General features: G+C 47.2%; 15 protein-coding genes. All 15 read right to left on the reverse strand.

Features of this window, described 5'->3' with window-relative positions; translation table 11 throughout:
- Positions 1 to 5: 5 nt before the first annotated feature.
- The 15 genes from BMY63_RS01925 to BMY63_RS01995 all read right to left on the reverse strand — a co-directional run bounded on the left by BMY63_RS01925 (position 6) and on the right by BMY63_RS01995 (position 18,793).
- Entirely contained in the window at positions 6 to 1,214 is a 1,209-nt protein-coding gene (locus BMY63_RS01925; RefSeq protein WP_091914360.1) for an NAD/NADP octopine/nopaline dehydrogenase family protein, read from the reverse strand.
- 3 nt (positions 1,215 to 1,217) lie between these two features.
- Positions 1,218 to 2,504: an ATP-grasp domain-containing protein gene (locus BMY63_RS01930; RefSeq protein ID WP_091914362.1), complete on the reverse strand. Its 1,287-nt coding sequence runs from the start codon at positions 2,502 to 2,504 to the stop codon at positions 1,218 to 1,220.
- Between the two features lie 108 nt (positions 2,505 to 2,612).
- A complete protein-coding gene (locus tag BMY63_RS01935; protein WP_091914363.1) occupies positions 2,613 to 3,731 on the reverse strand; it encodes a hypothetical protein in 1,119 nt (372 codons plus the stop codon).
- Between the two features lie 41 nt (positions 3,732 to 3,772).
- The gene (locus BMY63_RS01940; protein WP_091914365.1) at positions 3,773 to 4,831 is read right to left on the reverse strand and encodes a ketoacyl-ACP synthase III; all 1,059 of its coding nucleotides are present in this window, start codon (positions 4,829 to 4,831) and stop codon (positions 3,773 to 3,775) included.
- Positions 4,832 to 4,880: 49 nt separating this feature from the next.
- Positions 4,881 to 5,120 (reverse strand): acyl carrier protein, encoded by a 240-nt coding sequence (locus BMY63_RS01945; RefSeq protein ID WP_091914367.1) that lies wholly within the window; start codon positions 5,118 to 5,120, stop codon positions 4,881 to 4,883.
- A 130-nt stretch (positions 5,121 to 5,250) separates the two neighbouring features.
- On the reverse strand, positions 5,251 to 6,654 hold the full coding sequence (locus BMY63_RS01950) for an AMP-binding protein (RefSeq protein ID WP_091914369.1): 1,404 nt from the start codon (positions 6,652 to 6,654) through the stop codon (positions 5,251 to 5,253).
- A 14-nt stretch (positions 6,655 to 6,668) separates the two neighbouring features.
- Positions 6,669 to 7,427 carry an SDR family NAD(P)-dependent oxidoreductase gene (locus BMY63_RS01955; protein WP_091914371.1) on the reverse strand — a complete coding sequence of 253 codons (759 nt, stop codon included), beginning with the start codon at positions 7,425 to 7,427 and terminating at the stop codon, positions 6,669 to 6,671.
- Complete coding sequence (locus BMY63_RS01960; RefSeq protein WP_091914373.1) at positions 7,427 to 8,179, reverse strand: SDR family NAD(P)-dependent oxidoreductase; 753 nt, start codon at positions 8,177 to 8,179, stop codon at positions 7,427 to 7,429. The genes BMY63_RS01955 and BMY63_RS01960 overlap by 1 nt, the downstream gene beginning before the upstream one ends.
- Before the next feature lies 1 nt (position 8,180).
- Positions 8,181 to 9,221 carry a ketoacyl-ACP synthase III gene (locus BMY63_RS01965; RefSeq protein WP_091914375.1) on the reverse strand — a complete coding sequence of 347 codons (1,041 nt, stop codon included), beginning with the start codon at positions 9,219 to 9,221 and terminating at the stop codon, positions 8,181 to 8,183.
- Positions 9,221 to 9,451 carry an acyl carrier protein gene (locus tag BMY63_RS01970; RefSeq protein ID WP_091914377.1) on the reverse strand — a complete coding sequence of 77 codons (231 nt, stop codon included), beginning with the start codon at positions 9,449 to 9,451 and terminating at the stop codon, positions 9,221 to 9,223. Before BMY63_RS01970 ends, BMY63_RS01965 begins: the two co-directional genes overlap by 1 nt.
- Positions 9,429 to 10,907, reverse strand: coding sequence for a lipopolysaccharide biosynthesis protein (locus tag BMY63_RS01975; protein WP_091914379.1), 1,479 nt, complete (start codon positions 10,905 to 10,907; stop codon positions 9,429 to 9,431). Before BMY63_RS01975 ends, BMY63_RS01970 begins: the two co-directional genes overlap by 23 nt.
- Positions 10,897 to 12,117 carry a hypothetical protein gene (locus BMY63_RS01980; protein WP_143065695.1) on the reverse strand — a complete coding sequence of 407 codons (1,221 nt, stop codon included), beginning with the start codon at positions 12,115 to 12,117 and terminating at the stop codon, positions 10,897 to 10,899. Before BMY63_RS01980 ends, BMY63_RS01975 begins: the two co-directional genes overlap by 11 nt.
- A gap of 296 nt (positions 12,118 to 12,413) precedes the next feature.
- Positions 12,414 to 13,418, reverse strand: coding sequence for a chain-length determining protein (locus tag BMY63_RS01985; RefSeq protein ID WP_371113567.1), 1,005 nt, complete (start codon positions 13,416 to 13,418; stop codon positions 12,414 to 12,416).
- 394 nt (positions 13,419 to 13,812) lie between these two features.
- Positions 13,813 to 16,305, reverse strand: coding sequence for an SLBB domain-containing protein (locus BMY63_RS01990; RefSeq protein WP_091914384.1), 2,493 nt, complete (start codon positions 16,303 to 16,305; stop codon positions 13,813 to 13,815).
- Positions 16,306 to 16,657: 352 nt separating this feature from the next.
- Entirely contained in the window at positions 16,658 to 18,793 is a 2,136-nt protein-coding gene (locus BMY63_RS01995; protein ID WP_091914386.1) for a SurA N-terminal domain-containing protein, read from the reverse strand.
- Positions 18,794 to 18,868 lie beyond the last annotated feature (75 nt).

The raw sequence follows: 18,868 nt of genomic DNA on the forward strand, positions 1-18,868 counted from the left end.
CATTATCAATCAATACAATCCTCTATTGAATTAAAACCATAAACCACAGGAATACCGGTTTTTAAAGGTTGTAGAAGATCTGACCCAAGAACCAGATGATTACTATCATCAATAATTGTTTCACCTCTCATTATTTGCGCCCATCGAAGTATCTCATCAATTGTTGGTGTTTCTATCCTCAACTGCTCTGCCATCCACTTCGCAACACAATTTCCATAATAAATATCGTCAAGGAAAAACCGGTAGTTCTTATCAATCTCCCACTTTCCCCTCTCATTTTGAACAACAGGCGTCGCAATAGAGTCCAAGGTGCCAAAATCTGTAAATGAAGCCTTTATATCATGTATCTCCGAATTATAGCCGAACCGCTCCAACTCCATGTAGTCACGCATATATGAATAGTCCTTCTCTGGATACTTATTCTTAATAGCATTCTTTATAGCTGTATATTCAGCGTCAACATCCTTCAGTATATCAGCAGATAAATCATCCCAGTCCTTATAGAACCAAGGTACGTCTTCCTTCTTATCCCATTCATTTCCATAAACCTTATAAAGGCCAAGGCATCTGGATGTATGGATAATCTGATTATCTGCTGACAAAGTAAGCGATAAGAAGTTTGGACTTTGTTCTACTTGCTCATTAACTATCTTGTTATGACAAATAGGAACTATCAATTCTTCTGAAACTTGGCTAAAATAATGCTGGGGATAAACCGCTGCAAAGTTTGCAATTTTAGATACACCAAAGACAATACCCTTATGACCATATTCTTTAATACGGCAAATCCAAGGTATTAGTCCAAACGCAAAGGTTACGACATTCTGTAAACCGAACTTCTGCTTAACCTCATTTACCATCCAGTTCCATCCGCCCTGACTATATAGAGTACAAAGAAATACGTCTTTTTCCTTATTCAAATATGGTGCAATGTCATGCAATGCCACGCGGTATTTATGTACGGGCATACAAAAAACCACGTAATCTGCATCCTGAAACAGTTCTGAAGCATTATTCGATGCCGCTACAATTTCTCCATAATAGGAATCAAGACATTTTCCTGTCGCATCCTGCCATTCCAGTTCGATAGTCTTTGACCACTGTTCAGGGCGAGACGTATAGACATATACATCAAATATAGAATCTCTCAGAAAAGGAATTAGTATGTGTGAACTATTACCGCCACCACATACAACAAGTTTCTTTCTCTCCATATACTAATCCTTAAATAATTCTTCAGGTTCCAGTTTAGTTATAAGCAGTGACTCACCTTCTTCATTCAGAACATCAAAAGTCTTATTCAGATAGTTGACTTTTTCTATCACCTCCTCGCGCGAATTACATACGATTTCTACATCAACTACGCACTTATCGACGGTACGGTCTTTCACATAATGATAACCTACGTCATGGAACTGTTGAATCTCGACAACACAACTCATCTTCCTAATTTCTTCAAGACCAACAATTTGGGCGATTGTTTCGTCTGATCCCTTCAGAAGATAGTCACAATCCAACGCATATTTACCTTTATATTTTGCAATGTCCGTTGGTATTGACTGTATTTCTTCGGTCATAATTCCTTTTAATGCATAACGTACAACCATATCTATAGCGTTATGGCCAAGGCAAGCGCGCTGATGATTATAATAGCTTCCTCCCAATCTACATCCCATCTCGAAGAACGTTATTTTATTACCATCAAAGTAGCCCTGCATAAACAACACTCCATCCTTAAAGCCTAGTCCCTTGAACATAGCAATGACTTTATCATTGATTTCAGCAAGATACTTGTCTATAGCTTTTGAAGGCGTCATGCTTATATTAGAATAGTTCACGGCACTTCCTCTATCGGGGGTCATATACCTATCGAACATGGATAGAAGCCTGAACTCGCCATCCACAGCAATATAATCAAGGAGGAACTCTCGTCCTGTAATATAGTCCTCAATGATTGCATTGTGCGATACGGAATAGCTCAGAGCCTCCTCGAAACGAGCGTCTAACTCTTCTCTGTTATAACATACTCCGGCACCTCTGGAACCGCTACTGTCAAGAGGTTTTACAAATACAGGATAACTAATCTTCTGATAGATTTCTTCAGTAATCTCACCTCCCACCAAATATGTCTGTGGAACAGGAACTCCATATTTGTTACACTCCGTCTTGAATTCCACTTTATTCGTGCTAACCTCTATCATCTTTGGGGTCATATAGCAAGGCAGTCCCAAACGATGACAGAGTTCGTAACACGGTTTTAGCAATATATCAACAAAACCGGTTGTCACACCGTCAACACCTTCCTCACGACAGAATTTTTCCAGCGCATCTATATCCAATATGCTGATTAAGGCGAACTTGTCAGCTACATCTTTAGCAGGGCTTTCAGGATTATAATCTGCGACAATAACACATGCTCCCAGATTCTGGGCAGCACGAACAATGTCACAGGCCAGTGTAAATCCCCCCAATACCAATAATTTTTTTCCTTCGAACTCTTTCATATTTCACAGTTCTATCACATTATCTAAAATCTCTTCACTTTCTAGGATAATCGGCTCAACCATTAGACATATGACCAGTTAAAAAGATACCCATAAAATTGGTACAAGTTAACTGATTTGATGCGGAGTCTGACCATAAATGATTGTATTACAACTTCCATAGCGGATTCGCCACAAATTGATGTTACCAATATCATCATACTTCTTTTTCTTATCATAAATAGCCATTTGTAATATTCCATGCCTTAAAAAGCCCATTTTTTTTAACATCTTGGCTGTTTTTGTTTCAGTTGTAACTGTCAGAACAAGAAATATTTTCGGTGAAAAAGAATATAATGCTAAAAGATTAATATCCGCCTCACTCAACACATCAGGATCAACCGTCCCCCATTCTACAATCGTTCCGCGCAATACATTATGATAACGTCCGGCTTTTTCTTCGAATCTTTCTTTTGTCATAAAGAAACCGACAGGTTTCCCCGATTTATCAGTAATTGTATAAAAAGACTGTTTGTCATCTGGATAACCATTCATGTTATAGTCAAGATTCCATTGAAGCCATTTCTTATCATGCAATTCCATATATTTATGGCTATCATTAGAAGCTATTTCGCCTGCCCATTCTGGCACTTCAGTAACTTTCCGAACTACGAACTTCTTAAGTAATTTCCTCCTTTTGGTTTTATTAATAACATCCATCAAACGGATGGGCAGATTCGCTATCGTTCCACATACATTTAATGGAATACCTTTCAAACCGACAGATGCGAACATGGGGGTTAAATCTCGCAAAATCCCATACTGAGGGATCTCAAATATGATGTATTTCAACCGGAGCAACATCGGTACTATCATTTTTGAGAATAGAGAGTTGATTTTAAAGTCATATTCATCAGATTTCTTTGATGCAAACAAAAGAGAAGCACCCACGCCTAAAGGCCTATATTTTTCTTCAACATATGTACTTCCACCTGTTTGGGCAGAAACAATCTCACCGTCAGCCTTCAGTTTTGTACCAAATTGCAACACTCTACCCACAGCCACATTACCATCTGTAGCAATATACAATGCGGTCTTACTCTTATCCTCGTTATTCGGACAGGCTAACATTGTTTCTCGAAGATGGTCGGTCATGAAAGCAACAATTTCGTATGGGTCATCGAAACTTTTGTACTTGAATTCACTTAACTCTTTATATGAGACTCTTTGAATTGCTAATTCTGACATATCTCACTATTATTTTCACCAGTATCCACTAGACAAATATTTTACAATACCACCATCTCCGGCACCACCATCGGCTTGGTCTTCAGGAGCATCGTGCCCCAGCTCAGACCGAGACCGAAGGAAGAGCCAAGGATCGTGGTCTCTTCTTTTCTCAGTTTATCGGCAATACGCGTCACCATCAGCGACGGGATGCTGGCACCTCCGAGGTTACCGAACTCCTCGAGGTTATAAGGACATTTCTCCTGTGGCAGCTTCAGCTTCTTCACCACCCTATCGACAATCATCTTATTGGCCTGATGGATCAGGAAATAGTCGATATCGGTATTCCTGTCGATATGATGATCCGCCAGGAACTGCTCCACTGACTTCGGGGGACGGCTGATGGCAAAGGAAAACACGTTCATGCCATTGATCATCGTATGGATGGGGGCACGGACAATGCCATTGCCGAAGTCCTCGTACTCGAAGCTCTCAGGGGTGGCCGGATGGCGGAAACCGCCATGAGGCGTCATCAGGGCCTCATAGCCCTTACCTAAGGTATGGAAGTCGATGATGATATCATGGGCGGTCTCGTCATACTCCAGGGCGATGGCCGTACCACCGTCACCGAACAAGGGCACACGGCTCTTGTCCTTCATGGAGCCCATGCGCAGGGCGGTATCACCGACCAACAGCAGGGCACGACGGATCTGTCCTGTGGTCAGCAGGTTGCCTGCCACCGTGATGGCATACATACAACCGCAGCATCCCATCGGGATATCCACACAAAAACAGTCTTCCGACAGGCCCATGCGGTACTGTAACAGACAGGAGGTAGGCGGTGTGCGATAGTCGCCGGTCACCGACTCGAAGATCAGCGCATCGATACTGTCCTTCTCCCACCCTAATTCCTCTAATAGTTTCTCACCTGCCGCCTGGCACATGTCCGAGGCGCACATCGTATCGGGGGCGATATGACGCGACTTGATGCCGACGGTCTTGTCGAAGACCTCTGCCTCTTCTGCCGTGAACAGGTCTATATCTGCCGTCTTCACCGTGTGTTCCGGTACGGCCATGGCCACACCGGCGATGTTGACGTTCTTAATTTCCCACTTAGCCATCTATAAAAATTGAAGGATTGAAAGATTGAAAAATTGAAGGATTGAAGAATTACAATTCTACTTCGTATTTCTGGAGGAGGGCCTTGCCATTGGCATAGGAGGTCATCTCCATGATATCCTCGGGATCGAACATGATGTCGAAAGCATCCTCCATCTGTGAGATCAGACTCAGCTGATGTACGGAGTCCCACTCTGCTACGGTCTCTTTGCTGTAGCTGTCATTCAACTCTTCGGCCTTGGCGCCGAACACTTCTATAAATGCTTGGTTGTACTTTTCTAAATTTTCCATTATTTTATTTTGTGTTTTTTGTTTTTTCTTTGTGGTATTCCCTTCGATGCTTTATCCGCGGTTTCCCCTTCTTGGACGAGCCAAGCGACCAGAGGTCGATTACGACAGGCTCAGGGACCGTGGAAGGAGGTTATTGATTACTTAATTGGGCATAGAGGGTTTTGCCGGCCTCGTTCTTGGGGATGGCGGGGATGATGCGGACCTCGAAGGAGGTGGCAACGAGCTTCAGGCGGTTGACCAGCTCCTCTTTCACCCGATCCTTGTAGCTCTCGTCGGTGAGATAGACCAGCATCTTCTCATCGGTGCCGACACAGGCACACTCCAGTCCGGGGAACGCGCCCTTCACGATACGCTCACACTCATCGAGGCCGACACGCATACCAAAGAGCTTCAGGAAACGCCCCATACGACCGACAATATAGTAACAGCCATCCTCATCGAAATAAGCGAGGTCGCCCGTACGGATAAAGCCATGACGCTCGTCACCTAAGAGCAGATCGTCACGCTTGCGGGCATAGCCCATCGTCACGTTCTTACCCCGGTAGCACATCTCTCCCTCGGTATGAGGGGTGGTGATGGGCTGACCATCCATATCGATGAGCGAGAGCTCACCATTGGGCACGGCGATACCGATGCTACCCACCTTCTCGACGGCCCATTTAGCGGGCAACCAGGCCATACGAGCCGTACACTCCGACTGGCCGTAAGTAGCTATCCACCGCTTGCCGTTGTCACGGCAGAACTCCGCGAACTTCAGGTTCAGTTCCTTGGTCATCCGGCCCCCACCCTGTGTCAGAAGGGTCAGGTCGGGCAGATCCATGCGGAAGAACCGCATGAGGTTCAATATCTCAAAGCTATAGGGCACACCCGTAAAGCTCGTGGCATGCTCCTCTTTCATGAACCGCCAGAAGTTCCGGTCGGTCATGCTCTGATTGGTAATCAAGATGGTTGCTCCGACATAGAGATGACTGAACACCATCGACAGCCCCATCGTGTAATACAACGGCAGCACCATCAACGGGCGGTCATTCTCTGTCAGTTCGAAGAACGTGGAGATATTCAAGGCTGCCGCCTCGATATTCGCGTATTGGTGGCGCACCAGCTTCGGACTGCCCGTAGAACCACTCGTCGGCAACAGGTGAGACAGATCCTCATGCAACGGACACGCCTCACAACCTGTCTTCATCAGCGTATAACCGAAACACGTCAAGACGACCTCATAGTCGAACCGCTCGGCCATCGCCTCAGGCATACAGACGAAAGGCGGCTGATAGAGCTCAAAGAGACTCTTATATAATCCTTCGTCCAGATGTGCGTTCAGAATGAGCGGCACGTTCCCTGCACAGATATTCCCGATGGTCCATGCGATGCCCCCCACATTGTTCTCCACCAACAGGAAGAACAACGACCGGGCCGGCATCAGCATCCCGGCTTGTACCGCAAAGTCACGCAGTCCGCCATACGTCAGTTGGCTACCCTGCGCATCGATGGCAGCCACCGCCTCATGCTGCCATTTATCTAAATTTAAAATCATCTATCAACAAACCATTAGATTGAGGCGCATCCGTCAACGCCCAGGATCTGACCCGAGATATACGACGCACGGTCGGAGGCCAGGAACGCACAGGCATTGGCGATATCCTCAGGTGTACCCAGTCTGCCAAGACCAATCCGTGAGATACGCTGGTCGATCTTCGCCCCGTCGCTCTCATAGAGCTCGGCGAAGCGCTCCGTCTTCACGATGCCCGGTGCCACGGCATTCACACGGACACCCTGCGATGCCAGTTCCTTGGCGGCCGACTTCGTGAACGACATGATAGCCCCTTTCGTGGCCGAATAAGCCGACTGTCCTGGAGAACCGAGCACAGCCGTCACCGAGGCAATGTTCACAATCGAGCCACCACCCGTCCGAGCCATCAGACGAGAGCACAACTGTACCAGTTCGATGACCGCAATCACGTTGATGCGGAACATCAGCTCCGTCTCCTGACGCACGATCATACCAATCTTCTTGTTGAACACCACGCCAGCGTTGTTCACCAACGCATCGATGCGCTTCTCAGCCTTGAAGATCGCCATCAGGGCATTCTTCACGGCCGGCGCATCCGCCACGTCGAAATACATCGGGATGACACGGGTGTTGTTCTGCTCCGAGCACACCTTCGCCCACTCGTCCATGCTGCCCTCACGGAGATCACAGGCATAGACGATGGCACCATCAGCGGCAAACCGCTCTGCGATGCCCTTACCGATACCCTGCGCCGCACCCGTGATGATGCAAACCTTATTCTCTAAAAGTCTTTCCATTATATTGTTAAACCTCCATCTATAACTAAAGCATGTCCCGTCAACCATGATGAAGCATCAGAAAGCAAGTAGATAATACCATACGCAATATCTGCAGGCTCACCATAACGCTTCAAAGGATACTTCTCCATGTCAAGTTTATGCTGCTCCTCAGAAATAACTCCACCATGAATAAGGTTGGTATTAACCATTCCTGGATTGACACTATTTACCCTGATCTTTTTCGCAGCCAACTCACGGGCACAGAATTTCATTGTAGAATTAAGTGCTGCTTTAGAAGCGCCATACACCCCATTACCTAGATTAAACGAAGTATTTCCTCCAACAGAGGAAACAAAAACGACAGAGGATTCTTTTGCTGTCTTCTTCTTTTTAACCAATAGTCTGAGTAACTCAACAGGAGCAAAGAAGTTCACATCGAAAACCTCATCATATTTTTCTCTTGTACAAAAAGGGAAAGGCAAAGTCATTCCTTTGCCAGCACACAAGACAATACCATCAAGAACAGGCAGACTGTCAACTAAAGACATGACTTGCTCCGGGTCTGTCAATTCTGCCAGGATCTGTATATGTCCAGAGCCCTCTAACTGACGGTATGTTTCGTTCAAGCGCTCCTCATTCCTTGCAGTCAAAACCACTGTGGCCCCTAACTTTGAACACTGTATTGCTGTTTCCCTACCTATACCAGAAGATGCTCCTGTGATAAGGACTGTTTTACCCTCTAATGAAAACGGGTTGTAATACGCACTCATCCTACAATTCTACTAAATCAGAAATCACCAGTCCATCTGTCCTGAAAGAAACTGTTCCCCATGACAAGCCGACACCAAACCCACAAGCAATATAACTTATTGGTTTGGATTCCACCTTCCCCTTCAGTTGGGTAACGATGGAGAGCGGTATTGAGGCCATGGAAGTATTTCCGAACTCATGGAGACTATAAGGCACCTGTTCTGGCTTTGCCTTAATCTTCTTGCGGATCATCTCATTAATCATCGTATTCGCCTGATGAAGAACGAAATAATCATAGTCTTCTGCTGTTTTCTTCTCCTCAGCCATCAGTTTCTTAATGGATTTAGGAACTATTGATATGGAAAAAGAGAAGACATCCATACCTTTCATTCGTGCCTGCATACGATGCATCATTTTACCATCTACCTCTTCCATCTTAAAGGAATCAACAGTGGCAGGATTCCGGCTACCGCCATCCGGTATGATAAGGGCATCATAGCCACTACCATCTGTTCCTAAATGGAAGCGCATCACGTCCTCTTCAAGCCCTGTATATTCTAATGCGGTAACAGTTCCTGCAAAGCCGAACAATGGGTCAAAATCGCACTTTGCACGTTTGCGGGCATCGCCAGCCAACAACAGGGCACGTTTCATACCATGACCAGCCAAAACAGAAGAAGCTGCATTCAGTCCATAAACCCATCCGGAGCAACCGAGAGAGATGTCCATCGCATAGCACTCCTTGCTGAGTCCCATTCGTTCCTGTAGTATACAAGATGTTGCAGGCAAGATATAGTCAGGATGCTGGGATACAAAGAAGATTCCCTCTACAGAGTCCTTTTCCCAACCGAGATCCTGAAGCAGTTTCTCTGCTGCCGCAAGGCAAAGATCAGAGGCTGCGAAATCATCAGATACATGAACCTCCTTAATACCTGTCTTTTCTATAAACTCAGAAGCATCATAGTCGGAAGAATTGATTGAATCAATCTTTGAGACTATTTGCTTAGGAACACCTGCTGAAAAGCCAGCAATCCGGACTCCTTTTACTGTCAGCAAAGACATTAAAGTTTACCCTTTACGATTTGATAGAGCTCTTCAATGGTATTGGCAGCACGAATATCTTCACCTTGCAGGGTTACATCGTATTCCTCGTCCACCATAGCTATAATAGAAAGAGCAATCAGAGAGCTCCACTCATCAAGCTCCTTAAACACTGTTTCTGCCTTAATCTCACTTGCATCAGTATCATCGAACTGAGCCGCAAAATTCTCAATAAAATCTTTTAGTTCCATTTTTTAATTTGCAAATAAATAAATTGAATAATACATTTTGATATACTTTAGCACTTTCAAACTTCAACATACTGGTAATCAACAAATACAATGACACAAACAATAGTATCTGAATGAACATCACAATATATTGTTGAAGTGGTAATATCTGCCCTATAAAGTAAATCAGAACGCCTAACGCTAGGGCTATGGCTACTATTTCCTTAATATCATACAGCTGCCTCTTGATGCCATAACCTATCATCTTTTTATTTATAAATCCGTTAATAAGAAAATCGATATAAAATGTTATAGCAACAGAGGCTACCACCCCGATTACGCCGAAAGAAATACCACAAAATATCATGAAGATACCAATCAATCGCTTTGTCATCTGCATAGTTAAATACACTTTTCCTTTTCCAAGTGACTTAATAACATTCAAATTCAAACAATTAATGATATATACAACACCTGAAAGACATAAGATTTGAAAATACAAAACAGAAGCACCCCATTGAGGACCATATAAGAGATATATAAGTGGTTTAGCTATGACAATAAGCAAAAAACACATTGGGACGCTCAGATAGGATATCGACTTAATACTCTTACTCACTCCATTTCTCAACTTTGTCTTTTCCTCATTTAGCATAGAAAAAACAGGAAATGCGACTTGGCCGACAATCATTGATAACGCACTTGTAGGAACCTGCTCTAGTTTTCGGGCTTGTGTATAATAACCTAAGTCCTGAGGGGTAAACCATTTACCTATAATCAAACCCTGAACATTAGTATATAGAGTCTCAACAAATGATGATAAAGCCATCAATCCTCCAAAGGAGAACAAAGACTTCAATGACTGCATACTAAACTCCAAGGTAGGTCGCCATTCACTCATCTTCCAGAGAAGTATTACACTAGATAAACTCATCACAAGTGACAAGGCCACAAGACTCCAGATGCCATATCCCATAAAAGCCATGATAATTGAAACCGTTACTCCACATAATGCAGAAACGATACCTCTAACAGAAAATTCCTTGAATCTTAACTGCTTTTGTAACTGAGTGGTTTGAACTAACGAGAAGGCACCAATGATCAAAGAAAGACTTTGTATCCTAAAGACTTCGCACAATAATGGCATATTGTAAAAATCAGCAATTAAGGGAGCTGATAAATACAAAATAAAATATAATATAATCGCAACAAATAAATTCCAATAAAATACTGATGTATAATCCAAATGAGTAGGATTCTTCTTTTGTATCAAAGCTGCACCAAATCCTCCAATAATCAGGACGTCAGATAAAGCAATAAAGATATATAGCATACCTATATATCCGAAATCTTGAGGAGAAAGCAAACGGGCCAAAACCATATTTGACACAAATGATATCCCCAAGGTTCCGAATCTGCCAACGGCACTCCATAACATAGAAGATATCGTTTGGGTCTTTATATTTTCATTTTCCATTAGAATGATATCGGTATAAATGCTGGGGAGATGTCGTTACAACTGCCAGCATAGAAAGAAAATAAACATAAGGATAGTATAACATCCATGAACGATGCATCATAATCAAAACGAAAGTCATTAACAAAGAACATGCCATAGCTTTGCGACTACCCCGAATAAGAAACAGATAAGAGAAAATGGACAGAACCATGCCGATCCATCCGATGGCCATAATCATTCCACGATAATCAGAAAGGCAATAAGCAGAGTCATAAGCTCCAACACCTACCATCATCTCATTAAAGGACATCTTATTGTAAATGGCCAAAGGAAGATCACTGGCACGCTCATCCAATGCTTCATTAATAGAGGAAGAAGAAGCCAATATGTCCATCACTTTCTCAAGATTGCGACCATATATGAGATAATATATCTGATCTTGAATATCAGATGGCAAGAATAGATATATAATATAGATGGCGAATATTGCTATTAAAACCCATTTCACTATTTTCTTCACATTCTTTATCCTAAATATGTTATGAAGCTCTGTAAAAAGGGCTATCAAAATAAAGTTCGATGAGAAAGTCAATATGCCACATAAAACAAGCCATAAGTTAATCTTCTGGCCTTGATATCGGTCTATCAGATATATAAAACCTAGAATGACAGCAAAATGGCCAGGTTCTTTCATCATTCCACACGCTCTATAGATAAGCATCTGGGCGGGATCCTGAATAGTGACAAACAGCCCATATACATAATAGACATATCCTAACCTTTCATGCAAGGCTTCCTGCGGAGGAACGACGAAATGAGGAATAGATGAAATCAAGCCTACCAGACTTAATATAGATACAATGGAAGCTCCTATTGCAAAGAAAACAACAACCTTCTTGATAATTGTATAAGAACCGGTTAACAAATCTTTCGACCAGAATAAAAGAAATAATACTGGTGCAAATACACATATTTGCTTTACGAAATTACCAAGATTACTGGTTAAGCATATCAATAACCATATTAAATAACATAGCATTAAAATAGAGAGAAGACGATACTTCCGTACATACGAAACAGACTTAGAAAGCATCGATCCCCAAATAACACCTAATGCTGCAAATATATGTATGATAGAAGTAAAAGGGTTCCAAACAAAGATAGAGTCTATACAGACAAAGAACCATACCGCCGCAATTAAGGGCAAGACCTTGTCAATATCTCTCACATTCACTGTTGTCATTGAAGATGACGGAAAAGTTATGCTATTTGTTGTTTGTGTCATTAACGGGTAATGATATCCTTCACAAAGGATCTCATGATTCAAATCTTCATTGGATAACCTATTACTCTCGATTTAACAGATAGCCACACTCAACTCGCATTGGCCTAAAAACTTCAATTAGCCACATCATCATTAGTATAGTAATGCGACTCAGGCTTAGAACTGACGTTCAAAATAGCAAAGAGTGTTAGGATTCGTTGCGAGCAATAATCGAATCAGCGACAGCTGCGTGATCGCCATTAACTCAGACCTAATAAGGGCTTGAGCTGGTTCTCCTTGTGGAGAATCCAGACTGAGGTGCCGAGGAAAGCCAGGAAGAGCCAGATAAGCACAATCTTAGCGCGATGGGGACCGGCCTTCTTGACGGGTACCGTAGCACTCTGCAACGTGGTGAAGGCCGGGGTCTCCTGCTGCACCTTCGCCTCGGCGGCGATGAGCTGGGCAGAGGCGGTGTTATAGGCATTGTACTGAAGCTGCATCTCATTCTCCAGATCGGTCTGCTTAGCACGGACGCTCTCGAGGATCAAGGCCTGGTTGGCATCGACGAACTCTACATAGAGCTGACGGGCATGGACATAGCGCTCACGGGCCTCACGGGCGAGCTTCTTGTTATACTCGAGATCAACACGGGCCTTCTGGGTGCGGTAGTCGGTGATAAACTTCTGCAGGCGTTCCTTCACGCTGTCGGCCATCAAAGCACAGACCAGGGGATCCTGGTCAATCACATCGATGGTGATGACCATGGTCTTCTTGTCGACATCGCACGACACTTTCTTGTCAAGGAACTTCGCTATACGGGTCTGCTCCTTCGTGAGCTCGAAGGTGTTGATGGTGTCGGGCTGCTCCTCCTGACTGCGAAGCAGACTGAAGAGGCCACGGACGGCCGACGACCACCAAGGACGACGCTGGCGGTCCTTCAGGTAGTCGTAGTACGAGATGCACTCGGTGCTGTCTTTCTGACGGACCTTCACGGGGAAGAGCGAGGTCTTGAAATCGACGGAGTTCATCAGGTCGGGATAGAGCGTCGGGAACAGGGCCTCAGAGCCATTACCCAAGGCACCACCAAGATTGATTCCGAACGAGCTGGCTAAAGAGGCCAAACCTCCGACATTCTTGGTGCTGGAGAGCTCTGGGGAAAGCTTCACCGTGCAACTGTAGTAGTTGGGGATGCTGAACAAAAAGAAACAGGCGACTATGAAGGTTGCTGGGAGCACCTTATAGTAGAGACGCTTGTGTTTCTTCAAAGCTTCCCAGATCTTTGAAAAGTCGATTGAACTCTCTTCTTCAAAGTTCAATTCTTTGTTTTTATTTTCTTCCATTAAAGAAAAGTTTTAAGAAAATTCTTTTTATTTGCAGGGTTGCACCCTGCAGGTTCACCAACAACCCCAACCCCTTCTTGTCCTTAAGAAGGGACTTCGAACCACTCCCCAAACCCCTCGCCAATCATTGTCAAGGGGCTTAACCGCTCCTCCTGTCGCTCTTACATTAAGGTAAGCTGAGACCATCACAGGTCCCGCTTGTCGCTCTCGGCTGCGCATTGATGATGGTGCAGCACCCGCAATGCCTTTACGCTTCTGTCCTTCGACAGGCTCAGGGACCGCGGAGGGGGGAGTGCCCGGAGGGGGCACGAACCTCATGCTATTTGATGAGGTTCGTGACGGTGGCAATCATGGTGACCATGGTTGCAAATGAGGAAGCCATGCCGGTAATCATCGAGATGGTCTCCTGTGCAGTGTTGGTACGGCTCGGGACGATGATCTCACAGCCAGGCTCTACCTTGCCCTTGCTGGCCTTGGACACCATACCGTTGGCATAGACGATGAAGGTGCGGCTCTTCTTGGAATGGGCACCGAAGCCACCGCCCTGGTTGACGTACCACTTCCAGCTCTTGCCGGTGCTGAAGGCCACGGTGTTGGGGAACATCACGTTGCCGTTGATCTTCACAGTACCGTTGTACTCGGGGATGATAATCTTATCGCCTTCACGGAGCACGACATCATAGTCGGAACCGGGGTTGGCCAGGGCCTTGTCGAGCTCGATACCGACGGAGTAACGTACCTCGGCGGAGTCGATCTGCTCTTCCTCGAAGCCCATGTTCTCCTTCTGCTGCTCAACGAGCTTGAGCACCTGCTTGTTACGGAACTTCTCGGCTTCGGTCATCAGGCGCTCGATACGGGCACCACGGAGGTAGGCCTCGTCGGTGACACCACCGGCGGCCTTGACAATCTCGGAGATGCGCTGGTTCTTATGGGTCATGGTGTAGGATCCACGGAAGAGCACCTCACCATCGATGGATACCTCGCGCTGAATCTGATAGCCGGGACTGCGGTGAACGGTCACGACATCGTAGGGCTGGAGGGTGAACGAACGGTCGCCATCGACCACAAGACCGTCCTTCAACTGGAAGGTGTAGGTCTTGGCGATCTCCTTGGACTGACCGGTGGCCTTCGGATCGACGATACGACGGGCGACATCGACCTGGGCCATGGAGGCGGCATCGGTGAGACCGCCGGCACGGACGATGAGGTCCTCGATGGTCTCGTCGGCTGAGTACTCGAGCTCACCGCCCTGGTACACCTCACCACGGATGGCCACGGTGTAGGCACCGGTGCGCTGGGCGTTGGAGGCGATGATCAGCTCGTCCTCGTTCTCGAGGGGGATATCGGCGGTGGTGCCGGACATGATACCGTCGAGATCGACGGAGATGGTACGGCGGGTGCGGTCGGCGTTCATACGACGGATGACGGCACGACCGGTGAAGGCATACTCATTGAGTCCACCGGCAGCCTCGATGAGGGAGCGCACGGTGTTGACGCCATTGCCGAGGTCGTAGTTACCGGGATAGAACACATCGCCGGTGACGGTGACGGTGTTCTCGTAGCGCAGCGGTGTGGAGCTGACAGTGACGGAGTCGCCATCCTGGACCTTGAACGTGGTCATATCGAACTCCTGGATATTATAGCCGGAGTGCTTGTCGCCACTGGTACGGTTGAGCTGGACGGCCTTGGTATAGGCGTCGCCCGTGAAACCGCCGGCATACTTGATCAGGGAGGCGACACTCTCGCCTTTCTTCATCTCGTAGAGCATCGGGCGCTTCACCTTACCGGCGACCTCGACGATGCAGTCGTAAGGACCGACGACGATGACGTCGTTGTCGGCCAGGCGTACATTACCGGTGAGACGGCCGTTGAGGATATAGTCGTAGACGTCGACCACGGTGAGCTGACGACCACCACGGTAAACCTTGATGCTACGCAGCGTACCGATAGCGTTGACACCACCTGCCATATACAGGGCGTGGAACACCGAGGCGAAGGCTGAGAGCGTATAGGTACCGGGGGCGGCGACCTCGCCCATCACGTTGACCTGGATGGTGCGGGTCTGACCGACGGTCATGCGGATCTTCGAACTGCTATAGCGCTGACCGAGCTGCTGACGGATCTTGGCCTGGGCGGCGGCAACCGTCAGACCGGCCACCTGGATGGGACCGTAGCCTGTCACGGTGACTGTTCCCTCGGGAGAGACAGAGAGGGTCTCGCTCTTCTGAGAGGCACCATAGACATCGATGACGATCTGGTCGCCCGGGCCGATGATGTAGTTGGTCGGCGTGGCGATGTTCATATTCGGCTCGAACGACAGGGTACGCTTGTTGAAGATGTCACGACCGAAGACGGGCTTGCCGTTGACGGTGTTATCCACCATGTCGGGGATATATACGTTGGGACGGCTGTCGAGATCGCTCATGTCGGTTGACATGAAGCCGTTCGTGGACGAGTAAAGCGGATTACCCTCCTCGTCGACCATCACCGATCCATTGTTCTGACGCAGTGCCGTAGAGGTGGCGGCAGAAGAACGGCTGGACGAGAAGCCCTTCAACAGGGATGACGACGAAGCGGAGGCGCCGTCGAGATCGGACACGCTGCCGCCGGCCTTCTCGTACTGGTTACGCAGGCGCTGGATCTGCTGAACGGTGGCACCTTTCTGCATCAGCTTGACAACGATCTGTGACTGACTCGTTCCAGCTTTCATCTCGCGTTGGACGTACTGGAGCACCTGACTGTCACTCATGCTCTGGGCAGAGCCCGTCAGGGCCAAGACCAGAAACGACAGGGAAAAAAGTATTCGTTTCATATTGTTTAAAAATTATAAAAGACAAAGGAGAGGGTCACCCAACCTGATGGTGGGGCGCACAAAACAGTGATACAGTTGGCACGATTCGGTGAATTTGTACTGACATACAGCGACAAATAAGCCTATCGCAAACGCCTGACACTCATTTGATTGAAAGGCACGAAGCCCATTTCTTCGAAATGAATGGCGCATGACTTGGTTGCAAAAATACGACATTTTATCCATTCAACCAAGGAAAAATGGTTAATTTTCGTATTTTGAAAGATTTTGATATAGGATGATTGAAACACAAAAAGAGCAGACACCCGGAGATGTCTGCTCTTTTATATGACAAATTTAATACTTTTCTCGCTTAGAAGAACAGGTAGCGGTTGTCAACCACACCGGCCTTCTGATAGAGCTCCTGGATGAAGCGACCAGCGGCCTGCATGGCCTTCTGCTGGAGTTGCTTTTCCATGACAGCAGCGTCGAACTTAGCATCCTGACGGTTGCCCTTCTTCAGCACCTGGAACAGGTAGGCTCCACCGTTACCCTTGACGGGTGTCTTACTGAATGCGCCCTGCTTGCTGGCAGCGACAGCACCTGCGAGAGCAGGCTCACTGGCACCTGTTGCCTGTACGAAGACAGGCGCAGAGAAGGTGATCTGGTTGACGGTATCGATACGGGCACCCTTTGCCTTGGCGGCAGCGATGTCGGCCACACCGGCAAACTTCTCCTTAATCTGGTCAAATTTCTTGTCACGTGTCACCTCCTGACGGACGGCATCCTTCACGTCGTCGAGTGAACGATAACCGACAGGATGAATCTTGGTGAGAGCTACCACGAGGAGGTTGTCGTTGTTACCGCACTCATAGAGCGGGCTCACCTGTCCCTCCTTGGCGTCGAAGATCCACTTCATGGCCTCACGGGTGGCGCGGACGCCAGCCACATTGTGCTCTGAGTTGAAGAGGTCCTTGCGCTCCTGCACCTGGAAACCGCTCTTGGCGGCGTTCTTCTCGAGGTCGGCCAGGGTCTTGTTCTCGCTGACATACTGGCTGAACTTATTATAGGCATCAGAATAGGTGCCCTTAGAGAAGTCGATGGTATGCTTGATGACAGCCACGTCGTACTTCTCGACCATAGCCTTACGGGCGGTCACCTGGATGACGATGTTACCCTGAGAGAACTCGAGGTTCTTCAGCTCACCGGCACCGAGGTTGTTGATGGCGTTGAGGTAGTTCTTCGACTCCTCGTCCATCGTGGTGGCGTTCTCATACATCGCAGAGGTAAGCCACTGCTTAGCGGCGGTCTGACCGTACTTCTTGGCGAGCGCCTCGAAGTCGGCACCTGCCTTAAGGGCGTTGTAGATGCTGTCGGCGGTCTTACGGGCGGCCTCGGCGGTAGCACCACCTACCTGGATCTGACGATACTCGATGCTGTCGGGCATCATCGTCTTGGAGATGAGCTTCACCACGTTAAGGGTGTTATCGAGCTTGGTCTCGAAGGGGGCTGTGGTCTGACCCACAGCCATCGAATCGAGCTTAGCGGCGATATCTGAGGGGTAAGCACGCTTGGTAGCGGCAATGCCCGTGTAGGGGAACTGCGACTGGGCCTTGCGGACGACCTCGGCGGGGTTGGCACCACTCTGGAGTTTGTTAGAAGCCTCCTGCATGGTGGTCATCAGACCCTGACGGTCGGCGGCAGATGCGACAACCTGGAAGCTGACATACTTGATGTCGCGGGTCTCGACGCTCTGCTTGAACATCTCCTTCTCGGCATTGTACTTTGCCTTGAGGTCGCTCTCGTCGATCTTCACGTCGTTATCATTGATGCTCGAATAAGCGACAGAAGCCAGCAGGATATCACTCTCCTGGTTCTGACCCTCGAAGGCCATCTTTGCGGATACGGGGTTAGAGAGCAGACTGTTGGCCATGAGTGCCTGATACTTACGTGACAGGGTCTGCTGGCGGAGCTGCTTCTCGATGAACTGCCAGTACTTGTAGATCTTCTGATAGGACTCAGTGAGCTGCGGGTTGGTGGCGTTCTTCTTATAGTCGGCCAGGAACTTCGTGAGCATGGTCACGTCGAAACGGCCGGTCTGCTGGTTCACGAACGGTGAGCGCAGCAGCATGGGGTCGCGACCCTCCTTCATGATCGTCTGCATCTCCTCGTCGGTGACGGTGAGACCGATCTGCTCGGCTTCGTGGTTGATGATCTGCTCGCTGACATACGAGTTCCATACCTCGTCCTTGATGCTGTTGAGCTGATCCTCAGAGAAGTTGTCGATGCCCTGGGTCATCTTCAACACATCCTGATACTCATCGACAAGTGCCTGAAAATCCTGCACGTTGACCTTCTTACCAAGTACCTCACCGATCTGCTGGCGCTGCTGGTTCTTGGTTGCTTCGCAAGAACGGAACGCCTCTTCGGCAATGAAGGCAAACAGGCCAAGACCAATAATGATCACGAGGGTGATTCCCCTCTTTCTAATTTTTCCTAATGCTGCCATTTTCTAATATTTTAATTTTAAATTTTTAATTCTGTAAAACAAACGTGTGCAAAATTACAAAAAAGGAATGAAACG

It is taken from the genome of Prevotella aff. ruminicola Tc2-24, from assembly GCF_900110895.1.
Taxonomy (GTDB): domain Bacteria; phylum Bacteroidota; class Bacteroidia; order Bacteroidales; family Bacteroidaceae; genus Prevotella.